The organism is Rhodococcus sp. Ni2 (assembly GCF_021352185.1).
GTDB lineage: Bacteria > Actinomycetota > Actinomycetes > Mycobacteriales > Mycobacteriaceae > Rhodococcus_F > Rhodococcus_F qingshengii.
The window spans coordinates 2,628,850-2,645,788 of sequence record NZ_WOXZ01000001.1; the positions used below are offsets into that span (position 1 = coordinate 2,628,850).

At 61.1% G+C, this 16,939-nt stretch carries 16 protein-coding genes; 4 read left to right on the plus strand and 12 right to left on the minus strand.

Annotated features, from left to right (window positions below; genetic code table 11):
- Positions 1 to 10 precede the first annotated feature (10 nt).
- From GN300_RS12800 to GN300_RS12815, 4 genes are all read right to left on the minus strand, one after another.
- A complete protein-coding gene (locus GN300_RS12800) occupies positions 11 to 958 on the minus strand; it encodes a zinc-binding alcohol dehydrogenase family protein (RefSeq protein WP_007731598.1) in 948 nt (315 codons plus the stop codon).
- A gap of 50 nt (positions 959 to 1,008) precedes the next feature.
- Positions 1,009 to 3,345, minus strand: coding sequence for a CoA transferase (locus GN300_RS29900; RefSeq protein WP_232329968.1), 2,337 nt, complete (start codon positions 3,343 to 3,345; stop codon positions 1,009 to 1,011).
- Between the two features lie 119 nt (positions 3,346 to 3,464).
- Entirely contained in the window at positions 3,465 to 4,436 is a 972-nt protein-coding gene (locus GN300_RS12810; protein ID WP_007731596.1) for an ABC transporter substrate-binding protein, read from the minus strand.
- Positions 4,437 to 4,462: 26 nt separating this feature from the next.
- The gene (locus tag GN300_RS12815; protein ID WP_020723626.1) at positions 4,463 to 5,254 is read right to left on the minus strand and encodes an enoyl-CoA hydratase/isomerase family protein; all 792 of its coding nucleotides are present in this window, start codon (positions 5,252 to 5,254) and stop codon (positions 4,463 to 4,465) included.
- A gap of 191 nt (positions 5,255 to 5,445) precedes the next feature.
- On the opposite strand from GN300_RS12815, the gene tgt reads away from it, so the two are divergent.
- Positions 5,446 to 6,735 (plus strand): tRNA guanosine(34) transglycosylase Tgt, encoded by a 1,290-nt coding sequence (gene tgt / locus GN300_RS12820; RefSeq protein ID WP_030535742.1) that lies wholly within the window; start codon positions 5,446 to 5,448, stop codon positions 6,733 to 6,735.
- Here the strand turns inward: tgt and GN300_RS12825 are convergent.
- From GN300_RS12825 to GN300_RS29990, 3 genes are all read right to left on the minus strand, one after another.
- Positions 6,726 to 7,460: a queuosine precursor transporter gene (locus tag GN300_RS12825; protein ID WP_030535741.1), complete on the minus strand. Its 735-nt coding sequence runs from the start codon at positions 7,458 to 7,460 to the stop codon at positions 6,726 to 6,728. The genes tgt and GN300_RS12825 overlap by 10 nt on opposite strands.
- A gap of 117 nt (positions 7,461 to 7,577) precedes the next feature.
- The gene (locus GN300_RS12830) at positions 7,578 to 8,543 is read right to left on the minus strand and encodes a hypothetical protein (RefSeq protein ID WP_207624207.1); all 966 of its coding nucleotides are present in this window, start codon (positions 8,541 to 8,543) and stop codon (positions 7,578 to 7,580) included.
- A gap of 8 nt (positions 8,544 to 8,551) precedes the next feature.
- Positions 8,552 to 9,262: an RDD family protein gene (locus GN300_RS29990; protein ID WP_007731590.1), complete on the minus strand. Its 711-nt coding sequence runs from the start codon at positions 9,260 to 9,262 to the stop codon at positions 8,552 to 8,554.
- A 130-nt stretch (positions 9,263 to 9,392) separates the two neighbouring features.
- Between GN300_RS29990 and GN300_RS12840 the strand changes: the two genes are divergently transcribed.
- Positions 9,393 to 10,046 (plus strand): DUF4190 domain-containing protein, encoded by a 654-nt coding sequence (locus GN300_RS12840; protein ID WP_007731588.1) that lies wholly within the window; start codon positions 9,393 to 9,395, stop codon positions 10,044 to 10,046.
- A 28-nt stretch (positions 10,047 to 10,074) separates the two neighbouring features.
- On the opposite strand, the gene GN300_RS12845 is transcribed toward GN300_RS12840, so the two are convergent.
- The 5 genes from GN300_RS12845 to GN300_RS12865 form a co-directional block, all read right to left on the minus strand.
- Positions 10,075 to 10,815: an EAL domain-containing protein gene (locus GN300_RS12845; protein ID WP_063315222.1), complete on the minus strand. Its 741-nt coding sequence runs from the start codon at positions 10,813 to 10,815 to the stop codon at positions 10,075 to 10,077.
- A 255-nt stretch (positions 10,816 to 11,070) separates the two neighbouring features.
- Positions 11,071 to 11,967: a tRNA glutamyl-Q(34) synthetase GluQRS gene (gene gluQRS / locus GN300_RS12850; RefSeq protein WP_054780786.1), complete on the minus strand. Its 897-nt coding sequence runs from the start codon at positions 11,965 to 11,967 to the stop codon at positions 11,071 to 11,073.
- 1 nt (position 11,968) lies between these two features.
- On the minus strand, positions 11,969 to 12,577 hold the full coding sequence (locus GN300_RS12855) for a TetR/AcrR family transcriptional regulator (RefSeq protein ID WP_019746515.1): 609 nt from the start codon (positions 12,575 to 12,577) through the stop codon (positions 11,969 to 11,971).
- Between the two features lie 51 nt (positions 12,578 to 12,628).
- A complete protein-coding gene (locus GN300_RS12860; RefSeq protein WP_050656464.1) occupies positions 12,629 to 13,189 on the minus strand; it encodes a TIGR03086 family metal-binding protein in 561 nt (186 codons plus the stop codon).
- Positions 13,190 to 13,240: 51 nt separating this feature from the next.
- Complete coding sequence (locus GN300_RS12865; RefSeq protein ID WP_064073653.1) at positions 13,241 to 14,308, minus strand: Lrp/AsnC family transcriptional regulator; 1,068 nt, start codon at positions 14,306 to 14,308, stop codon at positions 13,241 to 13,243.
- A gap of 111 nt (positions 14,309 to 14,419) precedes the next feature.
- Here GN300_RS12865 and argE point away from each other — a divergent pair, with 111 nt between their 5' ends.
- A complete protein-coding gene (gene argE, locus GN300_RS12870) occupies positions 14,420 to 15,607 on the plus strand; it encodes an acetylornithine deacetylase (protein WP_047271559.1) in 1,188 nt (395 codons plus the stop codon).
- 26 nt (positions 15,608 to 15,633) lie between these two features.
- Complete coding sequence (locus tag GN300_RS12875) at positions 15,634 to 16,923, plus strand: MFS transporter (RefSeq protein ID WP_063315220.1); 1,290 nt, start codon at positions 15,634 to 15,636, stop codon at positions 16,921 to 16,923.
- Positions 16,924 to 16,939 lie beyond the last annotated feature (16 nt).

A 16,939-nucleotide genomic window follows, 5' to 3' on the forward strand; every position in this document is an offset into this window, starting at 1 on the left:
ATTGTATCCCTCAGGGTACGACGACGGCCCGGCCGGCAACCTTGCCCTCACCCATCAACTGCAGTGCCGTTGCGATGTCATCCAGCGGAAACTCCTGCACTGCAACGGAAATCTTGCCTTCGATGAGCAGCCGGATCATTTCAGGTGCCAGTTCGGCTTGCCGGGCAGTCTTGCGAATCATGTTGACGGGCAGGATCCGGACATCGCTGAGCAACCAGTTCGGCAAGTCCAGGGTGAGGCTCTTACCCAAGGTATATCCGATCAGGGCAGCCCGGCCACCGGGGACAACACTCGCCAGAAGGTGCGGCAAGCCGTCGCCGCCAAGCGTGTCGATCACGGCGTCGACGGAAGGCTCGGATCCCACCACTCCGGCAAGTTCGTCGCCTTGCCCGACGACGGGACGCACACCCTCCGGAAGCAAGGCAGCCTGATCTTCGCGCGGTACAACACCGATTACCTCGGACGCTCCGGCAAGCAGAGCGAACTGTGCTGCCATCGATCCGACAGCGCCGGATGCTCCGGCGACAACAACTCGTTCGCCGGGAGCGACGGCTGCAATGTCGTTGACGGCAACATAGCCGGTTGTGCTGGGCAGGAAGAAGGTTGCGGCGACGGCCGGCGACAGTGCGGGATCAAAGGGTGTGAACGCCTTGTCTGCCGCTACCAGATACTCAGCCCAGCAACCGTTCTTGAACAGGCCGACTCCGCCGCCTCGGACCAGAAGGCGGGTGCCAGGCTCATAGGTGTCGGATTCGATTACCGTCGCCGCTCCGTCTGTTCCACCGATATGTGGCAGGTTCGGCTTGACTCCGAAGTTTCCGCTCGCGACGGTGATGTCGAGATGGCCGAGCGCGGCAGCGTCGATGCGCACGAGCGTCTGACCGGATTCACGTGTGGGAATGTCGATGTCGTCGATGACCGGTGAAGTGCCGAACTGATGGAGTCGGGCCGCGCGCATTGTGTCTCCTAGTAGCGATCTGTGAATGGATGTACTGAATATGAGTGCGGTCAGGACAGGATCGACTGGTCGCGAAGTCCGGCGATCAGTTCGTCGCTGTATCTGAGCACCGACTCGAGGACGTCGTCGGTGTCCGCGCCCAGCACCGGCGCAGCGCGTCGGATCGAGCCGGGTTCGGAGTTCCGGCGAACGGGGATGCCTTCGTGGAGGAATGTTCCGGCGAGGGGATGTTCCTGTGCCGAATAGAAACTGCGTGCCCGAAGATGTGGATCGCTCTCGACCAGGTCGCGTCCGTCCTGGACGGTGCCGGCCGCGATACCCGCCGATTGCAAGCGTTCCATGACGGTTTCGGGTGACAGAGTCCTGGTCCAGTCGGCGATGGCGTCGTCGATACGTTCGTGATCGGCTTGGCGGCTTTCTGCACTCGCGAAGTCAGGATTGCCGATCCATTTCTCTGCTTCGATGATGCGGCACAATGCATTCCATTCCGTGGTATCGCGAACGGCAATCGAGCACCACCGGTCGCTGCCGAGGCACGGGTACACGCCGTGTGGTGCCAATTCGTGATGGCTGTTGCCGATCGGATCGGGGGACTGTGACCGGGCGGCTCGGAGAACGCTGGTACCCATGTGCGCTGCCATGGCTTCGAGTTGTGACAGGTCTACGTGCTGTCCCCGGCCGGTCCGGTCGCGGTAGTCGAGGGCTGCCAGCATCGCGACGCCGGCTTGCAGTCCGGCGACGATGTCGCCATGGCCGTAGATGACTCCGACAACGTCATCGGCGTTCCAGCCGGTCAGTGCGGTCAAACCGGTACTTGCCGAAACGATGTCGGCATACGACACCCAGTCCTTGCGAGGACCGGTGTGACCCATCCCGGACATCGACACGTAGATGATGTCCGGTTTGAGCTCCCGGAGTTGTTCGTAGCCGAGCCCCATCTTGTCCATGACCGACGAGCTGAAATTCTCGACCACGACGTCGGAGTTCCTGATCAGGTCGCGCAGTACCGAAAGGCCCTCTGCGGATCGGGTATCGAGTGTGATGCTGCGCTTGTTGCGGTTGACGTCGTTGAAGTACCCGCTGGTGTTCGGATTGTCGTGCGGTCCTCGCGAGAGATGCATGAACGGTGCAAAGCGAGTCGGGTCCGGGCGTCCGATCGATTCGACCTTGATGACATCGGCACCGTGGTCGGCAAGGATTCTGGTGCCGTACGGGCCCGCCAACACCCACGTGAGATCCAGGACGCGGACACCTTCGAGGCTGGGCGTGCTGCCACCGCTGAACTCGTGGGTTTCGTTCACTGCCACAGGCGAGGTGGCCTTCAAGAGTTCCTGATGCTGGCCCAACCGGGCAGCCTCGAGCGTTCCGATGCGCCGGCCTTCGGGGAAAGCGAAGCCGAACCCGAGATCGCGGTAGGTACCGTGATCTCCGGTCACGTCGGTGAAGAAGTCCCGGTCGTTGAGTTGCGGGTTACGCAGCAGTTCTTCGGGCCGGTCGACCGCTGCCCACGGCAACTTGCGTGACTGCGCGCTGACCGCGAATTCTTCCTTCGGCCACTTCGCGATGAAGGCGGACAGAACGTCGAAAATGTGTTCCTGATGCGTCTTTCGGTAGACCGCGTCGGACCACTCCGGTTGATCGAGATCGTCCTGAGCATCGTTGTCGATCAGCCAGGCCAGCATGCCGTCCCACATGCGGGGGCTACCGCCGAGGCCGCCACCGACATAACCGTCGGCGGCCTGGAACAGTCCGTGCGGAACGAGCGGATGTACCCGGCCCGGACGCGGTGGTACGCGGTCCTCGTGAATGTAGGCAAGAGTGCCCGCTTCCAGCGCGGCGGCAACACATTCCTGAGCGCTGATCTCCAGCAACGGGTTGTGGCCCTTGGATCGCGAACGCAGTCCGAGAAGCACGCCGATTGCGGCATTGATTCCGGCGAGCTGCTCAGCCTGGAGTTCGGGGAGCAGCAGTGGAGGGTGCTCGGGATCGCCGACCTGGGCCATCATCCCGCCGAGTGCCGCGACGGTCAGATTTGTTGCCTTCCAGTCACTTCGCGGTCCGGTTGTGCCGAAGGGTGTCACTCGTACGTGAACGAGAGATCCTCGGTTGTCGCGTAGAGCGCCGGTCGCGCTGCCGTCGAGCAGGACGTCGGCACTGCGCAGCAGTGCTTCGAAAGCGAGGCGATCGTTGCTGTCGTCGATATCGAGGACAACGGACTTCTTGCCCGCATGCCAATGCAAGTACGAATCACCCTGGGACTCGGTGCGACTGGGGTCACCGGTGGGTGGTTCTACCAGAATGACTTCGAAACCCAGCCCGACCAGGATGCGCCCGGCGAATCGCGCAAACGGACTGGAAATCTCTACGACCCGTACCGGGGGATGCACCACAACTACTCCGTTTCAATCGAAAGATATCGCCGAACCGACTGGTGTCGAACGTAGTTCTGCGGCCCGGTGGGCGACATGATTTCGGTCTGCCCACCGGACCCGTTCTCACTCTCCGCTCAGGCGGCGTTCTGCTCGAACCATCCCGAGAGGAGGACAGCGGACGGATCGATGTCCGCGGAGATCTTGCCCTGCTCGCGGAAGAATGCAACAAGTTCGTTTGCGCGCTCCACGTCGTCCTCGGTGAATCCGCGTCCACCGAAATCGATTTGGGTCACCCGGTCTGCGGCCTCGGCCGGGTCCATCTGTATAGACGCGGCAATTGCGGTTGCAGCCCGATCCGGATCCGAGTTCACGATTGCCGACGCTTCCGAGATCACCTTGAACACCTTGCCTGCGGTTTCTTCGTTCGCGGACAACCAGTTGTCCGAAGCGATGATCCATTGGGCGTACTTGGCGCCGAAGTCGCCGGTCGTGGCAACAACGCGCCCGCCGGTATTGACACTCTGCGTCACCCAGGGGTCGAAGGACAGGAAGCCGTCGATGTCACCGCGCGCCAGCAAAGCAGGCTGTTCGGGCGGGCTTGTGCTCACGAGTGTGACCGTCGTGGGGTCGATGCCGAGACTGGCCAGGTACTGGTTCGTGAAGTAGAGACCGATGCCGGGGAAGACGCCCATGGTCTTGATCGACTTCGGTTCGACGCCGTTCCTCAGTACAACCTGGAAGTACCGGTCGGATTCCTGAAATACGCCCAGCGCCCGCAGGCTCGGATTGGCGGCCATGACGGACAGTGCCGTCGAGTCGGCATTGCCGGAGAGTTCCGAAGTTCCGGCTACGACGTTCTGGGCGCCCGCCGCCCCGCCTTCCGTCTGGATGACCTGGACGTCGAGGCCGGCGGCCTCGAACATGCCCTCGTGGTCGGCCAGGAAAATCGGGGCGTACGACGGGTCTACACCCACCGCGATCCGTACCAGGCCACCACTTTCGGCGGAGTTGTCGGTAGCGGGGCGGGTGCATCCGCTGACGGCGATCGTCAGGGCGGCGAGAGAAGCGACTGCGCCCACCCATTTCTTCTGAAATTTGTTGAGCATGATGGCCTCTCGGTAAATGGGAGCTGTCAGCGTCCCGTGAAGGTGGGGGACCGCTTGTCGAGGAATGACTGAAGTCCCTCAGCAGCGTCGTCCGTCTTGATCAGGTCGAGCACTGCCTCGAATTCGAGATCCAGCGCTTGATCGAGCGGCAACGACATGCCCTCGTCGACAATGCGTTTGATCATTCCGATGGTGGCAGTGGGTTTCGTCGCGAGTTCGCGTGCGAGGTCAGCGCAATGCGCATCGAGGTCGGCGTCCGCAACGACGGTGTCGACCAGGCCGATATCGAGTGCATGCTCGGCGCTGAGGCGCTTGCCTTCGATCATGAGCACTTTGGCTCGGTGAGCCCCGATGAGGCGTGGAAGTCGCTGGCTGCCACCGGCACCCGGAAAAAGCCCAAGTCCGATCTCGGGGAAGCCGATGGTCGCCGACTGCGCCATGATGCGGAAGTCGCAGGCCAACGTCAGTTCTGCTCCGCCGCCGAGTGCGTGCCCGTTGATCTTCGCGACGACAGGTTTGGGAGCCGACTCGAGGATCCGCTGTACGTCGACCCACGGGCGCATCGCGCGCTGAGTTTCTTCCGTCAGCTCGCGCATCACGGTGATGTCCGCACCGGCGACGAAGAACCGTCCAGTGCCCGTCACGACAATGACGCGGACGGTCTGGTCCGACGCGAGTACCGGCAGTATCTCCAGAAGCTCGGCGATCATGCTGGGGTTGAATGCGTTGGCTGGAGGTTTGTCGATAGTCACGGTGGCAATCGAGTCTGTGACGTCGACGGTGACGAAGTTGTAGGTCTGGCCGGTCTGTCTCGTCAAGTGAGCTCCTGTCAGCGGGTTGGCGGGGTAAACCGGTCGAGCCGGGGGATGTGTAGTGGGAAGTATGGTGGGGACCCTCACGCGGCGGTACCGCTCGGGTTCGGTCAGTAGACCAATGCGGATGCTGATCGCGTAGGAACTTTCTTCGCTGTGATCACGGCGATATTTGCTCCTGTGACAGGATTGAGCCCGTGACTTCTGCAGTACCGACACCGCCCGAGCCCGTCGTCGACAAGCGTCCCGAGTCGATTTTCACGATAGGGACCAGGCTCGAGGACCGGCTCGGACGAACCGGAACCATCCACACACCGCACGGCGATATCGCGACGCCGTCGTTCGTGGCCGTCGGAACCAAGGCCACGGTCAAGGCCGTGCTGCCCGAGTCCATGAAGGAACTCGGTGCGCAGTCGTTGCTCGCCAATGCGTACCACCTGTACTTGCAGCCGGGACCCGACATCGTCGACGAGGCCGGCGGGCTGGGCAAGTTCATGAACTGGGACGGGCCCACCTTCACCGACAGCGGTGGCTTCCAAGTCATGTCGCTTGGTGTCGGGTTCAAGAAGGTGCTCGCGATGGAGGCCGTCGGTGTGCAGTCCGACGACGTCATCGCGAAGGGCAAGGAGCGTCTCGCGACAGTCGACGACGAGGGCGTGACGTTCAAATCGCACCTCGACGGCAGTAAGCATCGCTTCACCCCCGAGGTGTCGATGCAGATCCAGCATCAGCTCGGCGCCGACATCATGTTCGCGTTCGACGAGCTCACAACGCTGCTCAACACCCGCGGCTACCAGGAGCGATCGGTCGAGCGCACGCAGGCGTGGGCGATCCGCTGTATCAATGAACACGAGAAGCTCACCGCCGAACGCGCTGACAAGCCCTATCAGGCTCTCTTCGGCGTGATCCAAGGCGCGCAGTACGAAGATCTGCGACGTCAAGCCTGCCGCGGACTCGAGTCGATCGAAGGCGAGAACGGATACGGCTTCGACGGCTACGGCATCGGCGGCGCCCTCGAGAAGCAGAACCTCGGAACGATCGTGCGTTGGTGTAACGAGGAACTACCCGAGAACAAGCCGCGTCATATGCTCGGCATCAGTGAACCGGACGACTTCTTCGTCGCAATCGAGAACGGTGCGGACACCTTCGACTGCGTCAACCCGTCGCGTGTTGCTCGCAATGCTGCGATTTACGTCCGCTCCGGCAGGTTCAACATCAACACCAGCCGATTCCGTCGTGACTTCACGCCTATCGACGACGAGTGCGACTGCTACACGTGCGCCAATTACACCCGCGCGTACATCCATCACCTGTTCAAGGCGAAGGAAATGCTCGCGTCGACGCTCTGCACCATCCACAACGAGCGATTCACCGTGAAGTTGGTCGACGATATCCGAGCCAGCATCGAAGGTGGGTATTTCCACGACTTCAAGGCGGACATGCTCGGAAAGTTCTACGCGGCGAAGACGCCTGCACCTCAGGCGTAGGTCGGTTCGCGCTTCTTCACGTATGCGATGACGCGGTAGGTGATCGGCATGACCAGAACCTCGACAAGCGTCTTCCACAGGAAGCCGACCAGCACGTAGTTGATGAAGTCTTCCCATGTGCTGATGCCGATGACACCGGCCGCGATGGAACAGAAGATGAGGGTATCGGCGAATTCGCCGACGACGGTCGAGCCGATCAGCCGCGCCCACAGATGCTTCTCCTGCATGCGCTTTTTCATCATGACCAGAACCAGTGAGTTCAGTAGCTGTCCGACGAGGTAGGCGGCCAAGCCCGCGACCAGTAGCCGGGGAATGACACCGACCACGGTTTCGAGGGCGGCCTGGTTCTCGTAGAACTCTGCCGACGGGAGTTGCACTGCAATCCAGAAGCACGCAGCGGCAAGAATCAGTGCGCCGAAGCCCAGGTAGATCGCGCGTCGGGTCGCTTTGAAGCCGTAGACCTCGCTGAGCACGTCACCGAGGACGTAGGCGAGCGGGAACAAGAAGAATCCACCATCGGTGATGATGGGCAGAATCTGCAAGGGACCGAGCGAGAAGTCGGAATCCGCAAAGAAGGCGACCCCCTTGGTCGCCGCCACGTTCGAGATCAGCAGCGTTGCGGTGAAGAGCGCGACGATCGTCGGGTAATAACCCCGGCTGACGTGCGCAAATTTGGTTTCGTGGGTCGATTCGTCTTGCTGATCCTGAGCTGTCACGTCCGTCATCCAAGCACCACAAGGCGCTCGGATGCGAGTTGGCGACCGTCCAGTTGCGCAGAACACACCGAAGGCCCTGCGGTTTCACGTGGAACCGCAGGGCCTTCGGTGATGCAAACGAACTGATCAGGCAGCTACATGACCGCCGGTCAGCACGCGGTATGCGTAGGTGCTGGCGATCAGTGCGACGGGCGCCGTCACCAGAAGACCGATTCCACACAGCAGCGCGCCGATGATGTTGATACCGATCAGAGCGAGCGCCAGCAGGACCAATGTCCCGACGTTCGACGAGGTCAACGCGTAACTCGATTTGATGCCCGAAATCGCATCCTGATTCTTGTCCACGATGAAGGTCAGCGTGTAGTAGAGCAGGAACGCCGCGATGATGCCGGGAATGATGCAGAGAGCCAAACCGACGTAAGTTGCCACTGCTACCAGGAAACCGCCGAGAACAACTGCGCCGATGTTGGTGAATTGGAAGAAGGTGCCGAAAGCCGGCTTGATTCCATCCAATTCGCTCAACGCTCCACGAAGGAATGCGGCTTGGATGATGTAGCCGACGATAGCGGTGACCAATCCACCCACAATGGACAGCGCGCTGAACTCTGTGTTGGTGTAGTCGAAACCGTTGAAAGCGCCCTGGATCAGTCCGGCGATCAAGAACGCGATGATCGAGATTCCGATCCAAACCAATGCGTTGTCTTTGAACTTGTTCCAGCCGTAGGTAATTGCGGCGCCCACGGAAAGCTGCGGTCCACCGAATCCTGCGCCGTAGTCATTGGCGGGCGGCGGTGGGAAGTTACCGCCTCCGGGAGGTGGCGGGTATCCACCGGGCGGTGGGTAGTTGCCTCCGGGAGGGGGATAGCTTCCACCCTGCGGAGGCGGCGGATATCCACCTGGCGGCGGGTAATTGCCACCTTGAGGAGGTGGGGGGTATCCACCAGGCGGCGGGTAGCTTCCGCCCTGCGGAGGCCCCGCCGGCGGGGGATAGCTCCCAGGAGGAGGCGTTCCCTGCTGGCCGTAGGGATCCTGGGGCGGGAATTGCTTTCCGTCCTCGGGATTCTGGTTGGGGTCGTGCCCACCGGTTGTCATATGCGCACCTAACCCTTGACTACCTGAGTTCCACCAGCGAGCTCGTCATGCTTGCCCTGCTTGGTGGGGCTGTTGTTGATGGTGACCGCGATGACGATGTACGCAACGAGCGAGAGAAGTCCTCCGATGATCGGAATGATCGACAAGAGGTTGAATGCGTTGCGAATTGCGGACTGCTGCGGAGTGGGAAGGCCCGCGCCTCCCGGGGCCTTCACCGACAGCCCAAGGAGCTTCTTGCCTGGGGTCCAACCTTGTGTGACCTCGAACCCAACGAAATATGCGAATGTCAGAAGGGCAGTCAGCAGGCCTGTTATCCAGTATCCCGAATCGACGAAGATGATCAGGAGCCCGACCACTAGGCCGAGAATGATGTAGTCGATAAGGCGAGCGCCGAATCGAATACCCAGTCCACCGGCTTCGGCGCCAGAGGGCAGCCGGTTTCCTCCGCCGTACGCACCTTGGTCGTTGAACTGCGGAGGCGGCGGGAAGTTTCCGCCCTGGGGCGGCGGCGGGTATCCACCGGGAGGCGGGTAGTTGCCACCCTGAGGGGGCGGGAAGTTTCCGCCCTGAGGGGGCGGGTAGCTACCTCCCTGCGGGGGGCCTGCGGGTGGTGGGTAACTTCCGGGAGGAGGTGTTCCCTGCTGGCCATATGGATCCTGGGGTGGGAATTGCTTCCCGCCTTCTGGATTCTGGTTGGGGTCGTACCCACCGGTTGTCATGTGTTCCCCTCAGTCGTAAATATCGCGCTCGAGTGTGACAGTGGATATGACCCTACTGGGATCAAAGAGCGATGTGGATGACATCTGCTCACTTGGATTCGGAGGTCACCTGTGGTTTAGGCTGCGTTGTATGACGAGTTCCGGGGGCAACAACGACGATTCTTCGAGCGATTACCAGGCAAAACCTGGGTACGGAGAATTTCCGAGCCTGCCTCCTGAGGGGTACGGCGTGTCCCCGTCCGAAACGCAGTCTTCACCTGAAGTTCCCGGATATACCACTCCCAACGAGCAGTACCCGGGTTATCCACCGCCGTCGTACAACCCGCCCGGTAATAACCCCCAGCCGGGCGGAATCGGTGAACCGAACCCGTACCTGCCGCCGCAAAATTTCGGACCGCAGAATCAATATCAGCAGAATCAATATCAGCAACCCGGACAATACGGACAAGCTCAATACGGACAGGCTCAGTACGCTCAGCCGCCGAATGCGTACGGTCAACCGAATCAATTCGCGGGTGGGTACGCACCGCCGATGCAGCCAGTCGGCACCAATGGTCTCGCAATTGCATCGCTGGTTGTATCGCTTGCGGGTGGTTGCTTCTACAGTCTCGGCGGAATCGTCGGAATCATTCTGGGAATTGTCGCGCTCAATCAGATCAAGCAGACAGGTCAACAGGGGCGCGGGCTTGCGATAGCCGGAATTGCGGTCGGCGCGGCCTTCTTGGCAATTTTTGCCGTGATTCTCGTAGTCGCACTCATAGCCAGTGCATCGTCGTCGTACTGAAGTGTCGTCGTGCTGAAGTGGCGAGCGCTCACACGGGAGTGACGATGGACGACGCAGGAAGTGGCTTGCCGAAGTAATAGCCCTGGCCCATATCGCAGCCGGCCCGCAAGACGTTGGCTGCGTGTTCCGCGGTCTCGACGCCCTCGGCGATCGAATCAAGCCCGAGCTTCCGAGCGATGTCGGCGATGGACTCCATGACCATGAAGGCACGGTCTCCAGCACGACCCGCTGCGCTGACGGCCCAGGTCAAGGATTGGTCGATCTTGAGAATGTCGAGCGGCAATTCCGACAATGCGGAGAAAGACGCGAAGCCCGCCCCGAAATCATCCAGCGCGATTCGAATTCCCTCGTTGTGCAAGACGTGGAGTGTCTCGGCGGCATGCCGGCCTACGACGCCGAGTTCGGTGACTTCCACGATTATTCTGCTCAGTGGCGTTTGTGAACTGTCGAGCGCTCCGAGGATCTCGTGAGCGGCGTGCGGGGTAGCGAGTTGGCGAGGCGAAAAGTTGACCGCGACCATCATGTGCTCAGGCCACGACGCTGTTTGGGCACAAATCATTTCCAGAGCTTGTAGCCCGATGGGAATGATGAGCCCAGAGGATTCGGCGGAGCGCATGAAATCTTGAGGTTCGATCAACCCTCGCAGCGGATGGCGCCAACGCAAAAGAGCTTCATAGCTGATAATTGCTGACGAGTTCAGATTGACCTGGGGTTGATACAACACCTCGAATTGATGGTCGTCGAGTGCCTCGCGAAGCTCGCGGACCATGCGTATTCCTTTTCGTCCTGAGTCGCCCGTGCCGCACGTGCGTGTCAGCGTGGATGCTGCAAGTGGGTACTGTGGTCGGATTCCAGGTTCAGATCCCGGGCGTGGTTTTGCAGGAACAACTCGCCCGGAATTTCCTTCGCCAGTCTCGACCGTACTTCACTATTCGAGAATTGCCAACGAATAGCTATTGCGGACGGCTTTGTCATATCGGACAATCGTAGTTTTGTTCCGACGAGGCACCGATTGATACGTCACTTACTTCGCCGGGAAAATCCACGGGGTCCGGGGGATCTTGCGAGAGTCGAATCGATCCGCCAATTGGGGTGGTGTGACAACCTCGCCGGGTTCGGCGAGACCGATGCTCGACGCGATCATCGTCAGAACCTGCTCGGCACTGCGTCCGGCCTCGAGTTGATCTGCCAGAGTCACTGCGCCGTCGCGCTTCGCGAGTCGCTTGCCTTCACTGTTCAAGGCAAGAGGAACGTGGGCGTACGACGGTGGTTCGATGTCGAGCAGCCGGGCAAGGTATGCCTGACGTGGAGCCGAGGTCAGGAGGTCGTCGCCGCGAACCACCTGGTCGATGTTCTGTGCACCGTCGTCGACGACAACGGCAAGGTTGTAAGCGGGCACCCCGTCTCCGCGGAGCAGGACGACGTCGTCGACTGGTCCCGTCACCTCGCCGAACAGTTCGTCATGGACGGTGAACGAGTCGATGCCGGCCCGTAGCCTCAGCGCGGGAGATCGGCCACTTGCCGATTTCTCGGCGCGTTCGGCCTCCGAAAGGTTCCGACACGTGCCGGGGTAGGCGCCGTCTGGAGCATGGGGCGCTGACGGTGCCTGCAGGATCTCCTTGCGTGTGCAGAAGCAGGGATAGGTCAGGTCACGCTCGCGCAATTGGTCGATAGCCTTGTGGTACAAGGGAAGACGGTGTGACTGCAATACGACTGGGCCGTCCCACGTGAGGCCGAGCCTGCGCAGATCGTCGAGTTGTCGTTCCATCGCGCCGGGGCGGACACGGTCGAGATCCTCTACCCGAATGAGGAAGTCGCGCCCGCTGGTGCGGGCGAAAAGCCAAGCCAAGAGGGCGGTTCGGAGGTTTCCCAGATGGAGATCGCCAGACGGGCTCGGCGCGAAGCGTCCTGCTCCTTCCACGTCAGCTGGCGAGCCCGACGGAGGCGAGCGGGTTCTCGGCGTCGTGCAGGGTGAGGCGGATCTGGGTTTCCAAAGCGTGATCGAGGTACTGCGGCGGATACATGGCGGGGCTTCCGAGTGCGTCGAGTGCCAATCCATTGACGGTTGAAAGCAGAAGTGCCGCTCTGGTTTCCGCTTCCGGAGTTCCGATGCCGATCAGAACTGTCGAGATGCCGGTGCGGATTGTGAACAGGGTTGTCCGGCGAATTTCGGAGAGTGACTCACTGGTTGCGGCGCGCACGGCAAACGCGGCGAGCACATGCGCCTCACGCGTGCGTTGCTCGTCGAGGGGCAGGAGTTGCGAGAGCGCCTGGAACAGGGCGGTATGCGGGTCCGCGTCGGCGGACGATTCGGCCAGTCGCGTCAACAATCGATCGACGAGTGTTCGCAGTGCGAATGCGAACATCTCGTCCTTGGTCGAGAAATGATGTTGCACTGCGCCGATCGAGACACCCGCCCGTTTTGCGACCTCGCGAACGCTGGCATTTTCCAGTCCGGATTCCGCGGCGACATCGAACAATGCCGCCGCAAGCAGGTCTGGACTCGTGGAGGATTTTCGGCGTTCCGGCATACCGCGACATTACATGCGTATGGAAGTAATGCCCACGTCAGGGGTGCTTTTTCACGCCTTCCGGCCGAGGAAGGCAAGGAGTTTCGTCGCTTTGTCAGCGTTGTCCGGAACCTGTATTTCCGGGCCGCACACACCGCTCATGCGGATCGACTCGCCCAGGCCCGCGGCGATCTCCGACACCCACTCCACGTCCGCGTCTCGCATCGTCGTATCGGTGCCGGTTGCGGCCGCGAGGTCCCAACCGTGGATGACCAGATCGAAACACAAGAACCCCTCGACCGTGGCCCCGAGGTTGGTCCTGCCGAAGTGTCCGTCGTATTCCAGGGTGGACTTTGCCGGATCGTCCAGAATTTCCTGCATCGAATTGCGGACGGCCGCCCAGGCTGCCGACGGGTCGTCGTCGACCGACGGACCGGGTGCCAATTCCAGGCCGACTACCTTGACCATGTCTCGTTCGCTGTCGAGCACGTGTCTCACCACGTCGCGGGCGGTCCAGCCCTCGCAGGGGGAATCGTCGTCCCAGCGGTCGGCGGGTACGGCGTCGATCCGGGCCGTGAATCCGGCAGCCAGATCCCGATAACGCTGGGCGGGGGAGATCTCTGTTGAAGTCATGACAACAATCCTTCACCGCCACAGCGCATCGTGATTGATTATTTCGGACATTCACTCGATCTCCGGGGCTTCCGCCCAGATGTCCATCGGTACGACCCCGGCACTCTTGCCCTCGTCGTCGAGAAGTCGGCCCACCCTCTTCATCGATCGCAGCACCACTGACCTGTTCAGCACCACCAGGCCCGGTGCCTCTTGTGCGAGTTGTACTTCGGTAATGGGAGTTTCGCGAAGGGAGTGTGCGGCGATCGCGAGCAGTGTGTTGGCGCGTCCACCGGATATCCGCATGCACACCCGCGTTCCCGGCACTCGCTCCACCAGGGCACGAATCGTCGACCGGTCCGTGGGATCGACATATCCCCACACCCAGGTCACGAGGGGCCAGCCGGACAGTGGCAGAGACACGTCGCAGCGGAACACGATCTGGTTGCGCGACGTCAATTCGGCAAGTCGCCGCCTGACCGTACTTTCGCTGAGGCCGGTACCGACCGTGAGCTCGGCAATCGACGATCGACCGTCCTCACCCAGTTTCAATATCAATTGGCGGTCGACAGCGTCGAACGTCTTCCCGTGATGGCGCTGATCCGTCGGCGCGTATTTGTATCGCACAGGCCGGTCTGTCATCGTCGCTCGCTGCGCGGCATCGAGTACCTGCAATTTCCAGTCGTCTCCGATCGCGAAGACCTCGGTGACGAGGTGTGCACGCGAACTGACGATCCCGGGTACCGACGCGAGCGACCGAAGCAGGAAGCGCGACAGGAAAGCCATGTCTCTGACCTCGACGAGAAGTGTCAAGTCGCCTGGGCCGCTTGTGTGTTCGACGCTCAGTACGTGCGGCCAGCGGGCAAGTCGTTCTGCAATCGTCAACGCGTTCGAAGTCGTGCAGTCGACTTCGACAAAAGCCAGACACGACTCCGGACGGCCATGGCCGGTTGCCCTGGCAGAGACCCAGGCGGTGCCGGAATCCTGTAACCGCTGCCAGCGGCGAGCCACGGTAACCGGATCCACTTTGAGCGCGTCGCCAACCGTGCGCCACGACGCTCGCGGGTCGAGTTGCAGGCAATTGATCAGGGCGAGGTCGACGTCGTCCAGTACGGCGGAATCCTGCGTTTCTTCGATCATGGTGCAAGTATCCTGCATCTTCATTGTGTCTGGGATCACTTCATTCATGCTCGAAGGGCAGAACGCGGTGGCGAGTGCCCACCGCGTTCATGCTGTGAAAGGAGAAACCAGATGTCATCGACCACGTTGCCCGCTGTTCCGACCGAGAGAAGCCTCGAGTGGGTGCAACGCCTCATCGGAATCGATACGACGAGTGCCGTGAGCAATCGACCGTTGATCGATCTCATTGCGGCGGAACTACGTCGCCATGGGGTCGAGCCGGTACTTGTTGCCGATGACGAGGGAACGAAGCTCAACTTGTTGGCAACGTTCACGCCTCCTGACGGAAGTACTGCCGGCGGTGTGATGTTCTCCGGCCATACAGACGTAGTGCCAGTCGACGATCAAGACTGGAGTAGCGACCCTTTCACGCCCGACGTTCGCGACGGAAGCCTGTACGGACGTGGCACGTGCGACATGAAGTCGTTCATCGGGATCGTCGTCGCTGCGATCCCCGACATCGTTGCTCGGCCGCTGGCGAAGCCGATTCACTTTGCATTCTCCTACGACGAGGAAGTCGGCTGCATCGGTGCGGCCGGGTTGGTCGAGGAGGTTGTTTCCCGGAACCTGCGCCCTGATGTGTGCGTCGTCGGAGAGCCGTCGGAGATGCGGGTCATTCGCGCACACAAGTCGATGAACGTCATACGTGTTGATCTGCATGGTGTTTCGGCGCACTCGTCGCTTACTCCGAAAGGAGTCAACGCGATCGAATACGGCGCGGAGTTGATTCGATTCGTCAGAAGCGCGGCCGACGAGCTCCGTGCGTCCGGCCCGTACGACGACGCATTCGACGTTGCCTGGACGACGTGTTCGGTCAATCTCGTATCCGGCGGGATCGCAGTGAACACTGTCCCCGAGGATTGCTCCATCACTTTCGAGTTCAGGAGCATCAGCTCAGCTGGCGCCGCAGATTTGCTCGAACGCTTTGCCGCCGAGACGAATCGGATCGAGAACCTGATGCGGGAAGAAAACCCGTCAGCCTCCGTGACGATGCACGTGTCGGCCTCGGTCCCTCCCCTGGAGACGGATGCGAATGCTTCGGCGGCCGCACTGGTCGAACAATGGGGTGGTCGGGCATCGGACGAAAAGGTCGCGTACGCCACCGAGGCCGGGATGTTCGCGACTATCGGTATCCCCACTGTCGTGTGTGGGCCGGGAAGCATCACTCAGGCGCATGCACCTGACGAGTACGTGACACTTGACCAATTGGCACAGTGCGAGCAGTTCGTTCGGAACGTCATCGCTCACGCCCGCGCCTGACCCACCCTGACCCCCTAAGGAAAACCATGTCCACGGCAACTACGCCAACCTCCGGAACAGTCACCCCGGAACGCCTGGCCGCTGCTCGCAAGGCGGTGATCAGCAGTTCGCTCGGCGCTGCGCTCGAATGGTTCGACGTCATCGTCTACGCATCATTCGCAGTGGTGATCGCCCATAATTTCTTTCCCGGCGGCGACAACACGCTCGGTTTGATACTGACGTTCGCGACGTTTGCGATCTCGTACGTCATCCGGCCGCTTGGCGGGATGGTTCTCGGTAGCTACGCCGATCGTCGCGGGCGCAAGAACGCCTTGACGTTGACGATGATGCTGATGATGATCGGCACGCTCATCATGGCCGTGGCGCCGACGACCTCGATGATCGGACCGTGGGCCGGCGTCGTCATCCTTGTTTCGCGTCTCATTCAAGGATTCTCCGCCGGCGGTGAATTCGGTACTGCTACAACCTTCCTCGTGGAGACTGCGCCACACAAGAAGGCGTTCTACTCTTCCTGGCAAGTTGCCAGCCAGGGTGCCTCGGTTTTCCTGGCATCGCTGTTCGGATACGTGCTCAACACCCACCTTTCGCATGAAGCGCTCTACTCGTGGGGCTGGCGCGTTCCGTTCTTCTTCGGCATCATCGTCGGGCCGGTCGGACTCTACATCCGTGCCAAGCTTGACGAAACGGACGATTTCAAGACGAGCGTTCCGGAAAGGGCTCCGCTGAAGACGACGCTGACCAGGCATCTCGGCCGGGTGCTGACCGGTGCCGCAGTAGTGGGCGTCGCGACGATCTCGATCTATCTCATCTTGTACATGCCGACGTTTGCCGTGAAGAACCTCGGAGTTTCCGCCTCTGCCGGCTATCTCGGCGGCATCGTCGCCGGACTGGTCACCTTGATCACCGTGCCGTTGATCGGGCATCTTGCAGACCGGGTCGGACCGGCGAGAGTTATGACCTGGGCCGCCGTTGCGGCAATCGTCTTGGCCTGGCCGCTCTTCAAATTGATGGTCGATCACCCGTCGACTCTGACCCTCGTCCTGGTTGTTTCGGTCCTGGGTGTCATCATGGCGTTTGCCTTCGGTCCCTTGCCTGCCTTGATGAGTTCGCTGTTCCCGGCAGAGATCCGGGCTACCGGCATGTCATTGTCGTACAACCTCGGAGTGACCTTGCTCGGCGGAATCGCGCCGTTGGTCTTGACCTGGTTGATCAGTACAACAGGCTCGCTCGACGCCCCGAGCTACTACTACATGACCGTCGCAGTGCTCTCCCTCGGCGGGCTGTGTTCGGCAAGAACGCTTTTCAGGCAGAAGTGACGGCGGGGGAGCGCGG

Excerpts from the sequence above, each read along its gene's own strand:
- GN300_RS12810 (WP_007731596.1), bottom strand. The coding sequence starts at position 4,436 with ATGCTCAACAAATTTCAGAAGAAATGGGTGGGCGCAGTCGCTTCTCTC.
- argE (WP_047271559.1), top strand. The coding sequence starts at position 14,420 with ATGTCATCGACCACGTTGCCCGCTGTTCCGACCGAGAGAAGCCTCGAG.
- GN300_RS12830 (WP_207624207.1), bottom strand. The coding sequence starts at position 8,543 with ATGACAACCGGTGGGCACGACCCCAACCAGAATCCCGAGGACGGAAAG.
- GN300_RS29990 (WP_007731590.1), bottom strand. The coding sequence starts at position 9,262 with ATGACAACCGGTGGGTACGACCCCAACCAGAATCCAGAAGGCGGGAAG.
- GN300_RS12840 (WP_007731588.1), top strand. The coding sequence starts at position 9,393 with ATGACGAGTTCCGGGGGCAACAACGACGATTCTTCGAGCGATTACCAG.
- GN300_RS12825 (WP_030535741.1), bottom strand. The coding sequence starts at position 7,460 with ATGACGGACGTGACAGCTCAGGATCAGCAAGACGAATCGACCCACGAA.
- GN300_RS12860 (WP_050656464.1), bottom strand. The coding sequence starts at position 13,189 with ATGACTTCAACAGAGATCTCCCCCGCCCAGCGTTATCGGGATCTGGCT.
- GN300_RS12865 (WP_064073653.1), bottom strand. The coding sequence starts at position 14,308 with ATGATCGAAGAAACGCAGGATTCCGCCGTACTGGACGACGTCGACCTC.
- GN300_RS12855 (WP_019746515.1), bottom strand. The coding sequence starts at position 12,577 with ATGCCGGAACGCCGAAAATCCTCCACGAGTCCAGACCTGCTTGCGGCG.
- GN300_RS12800 (WP_007731598.1), bottom strand. The coding sequence starts at position 958 with ATGCGCGCGGCCCGACTCCATCAGTTCGGCACTTCACCGGTCATCGAC.
- GN300_RS12845 (WP_063315222.1), bottom strand. The coding sequence starts at position 10,815 with ATGGTCCGCGAGCTTCGCGAGGCACTCGACGACCATCAATTCGAGGTG.
- GN300_RS12875 (WP_063315220.1), top strand. The coding sequence starts at position 15,634 with ATGTCCACGGCAACTACGCCAACCTCCGGAACAGTCACCCCGGAACGC.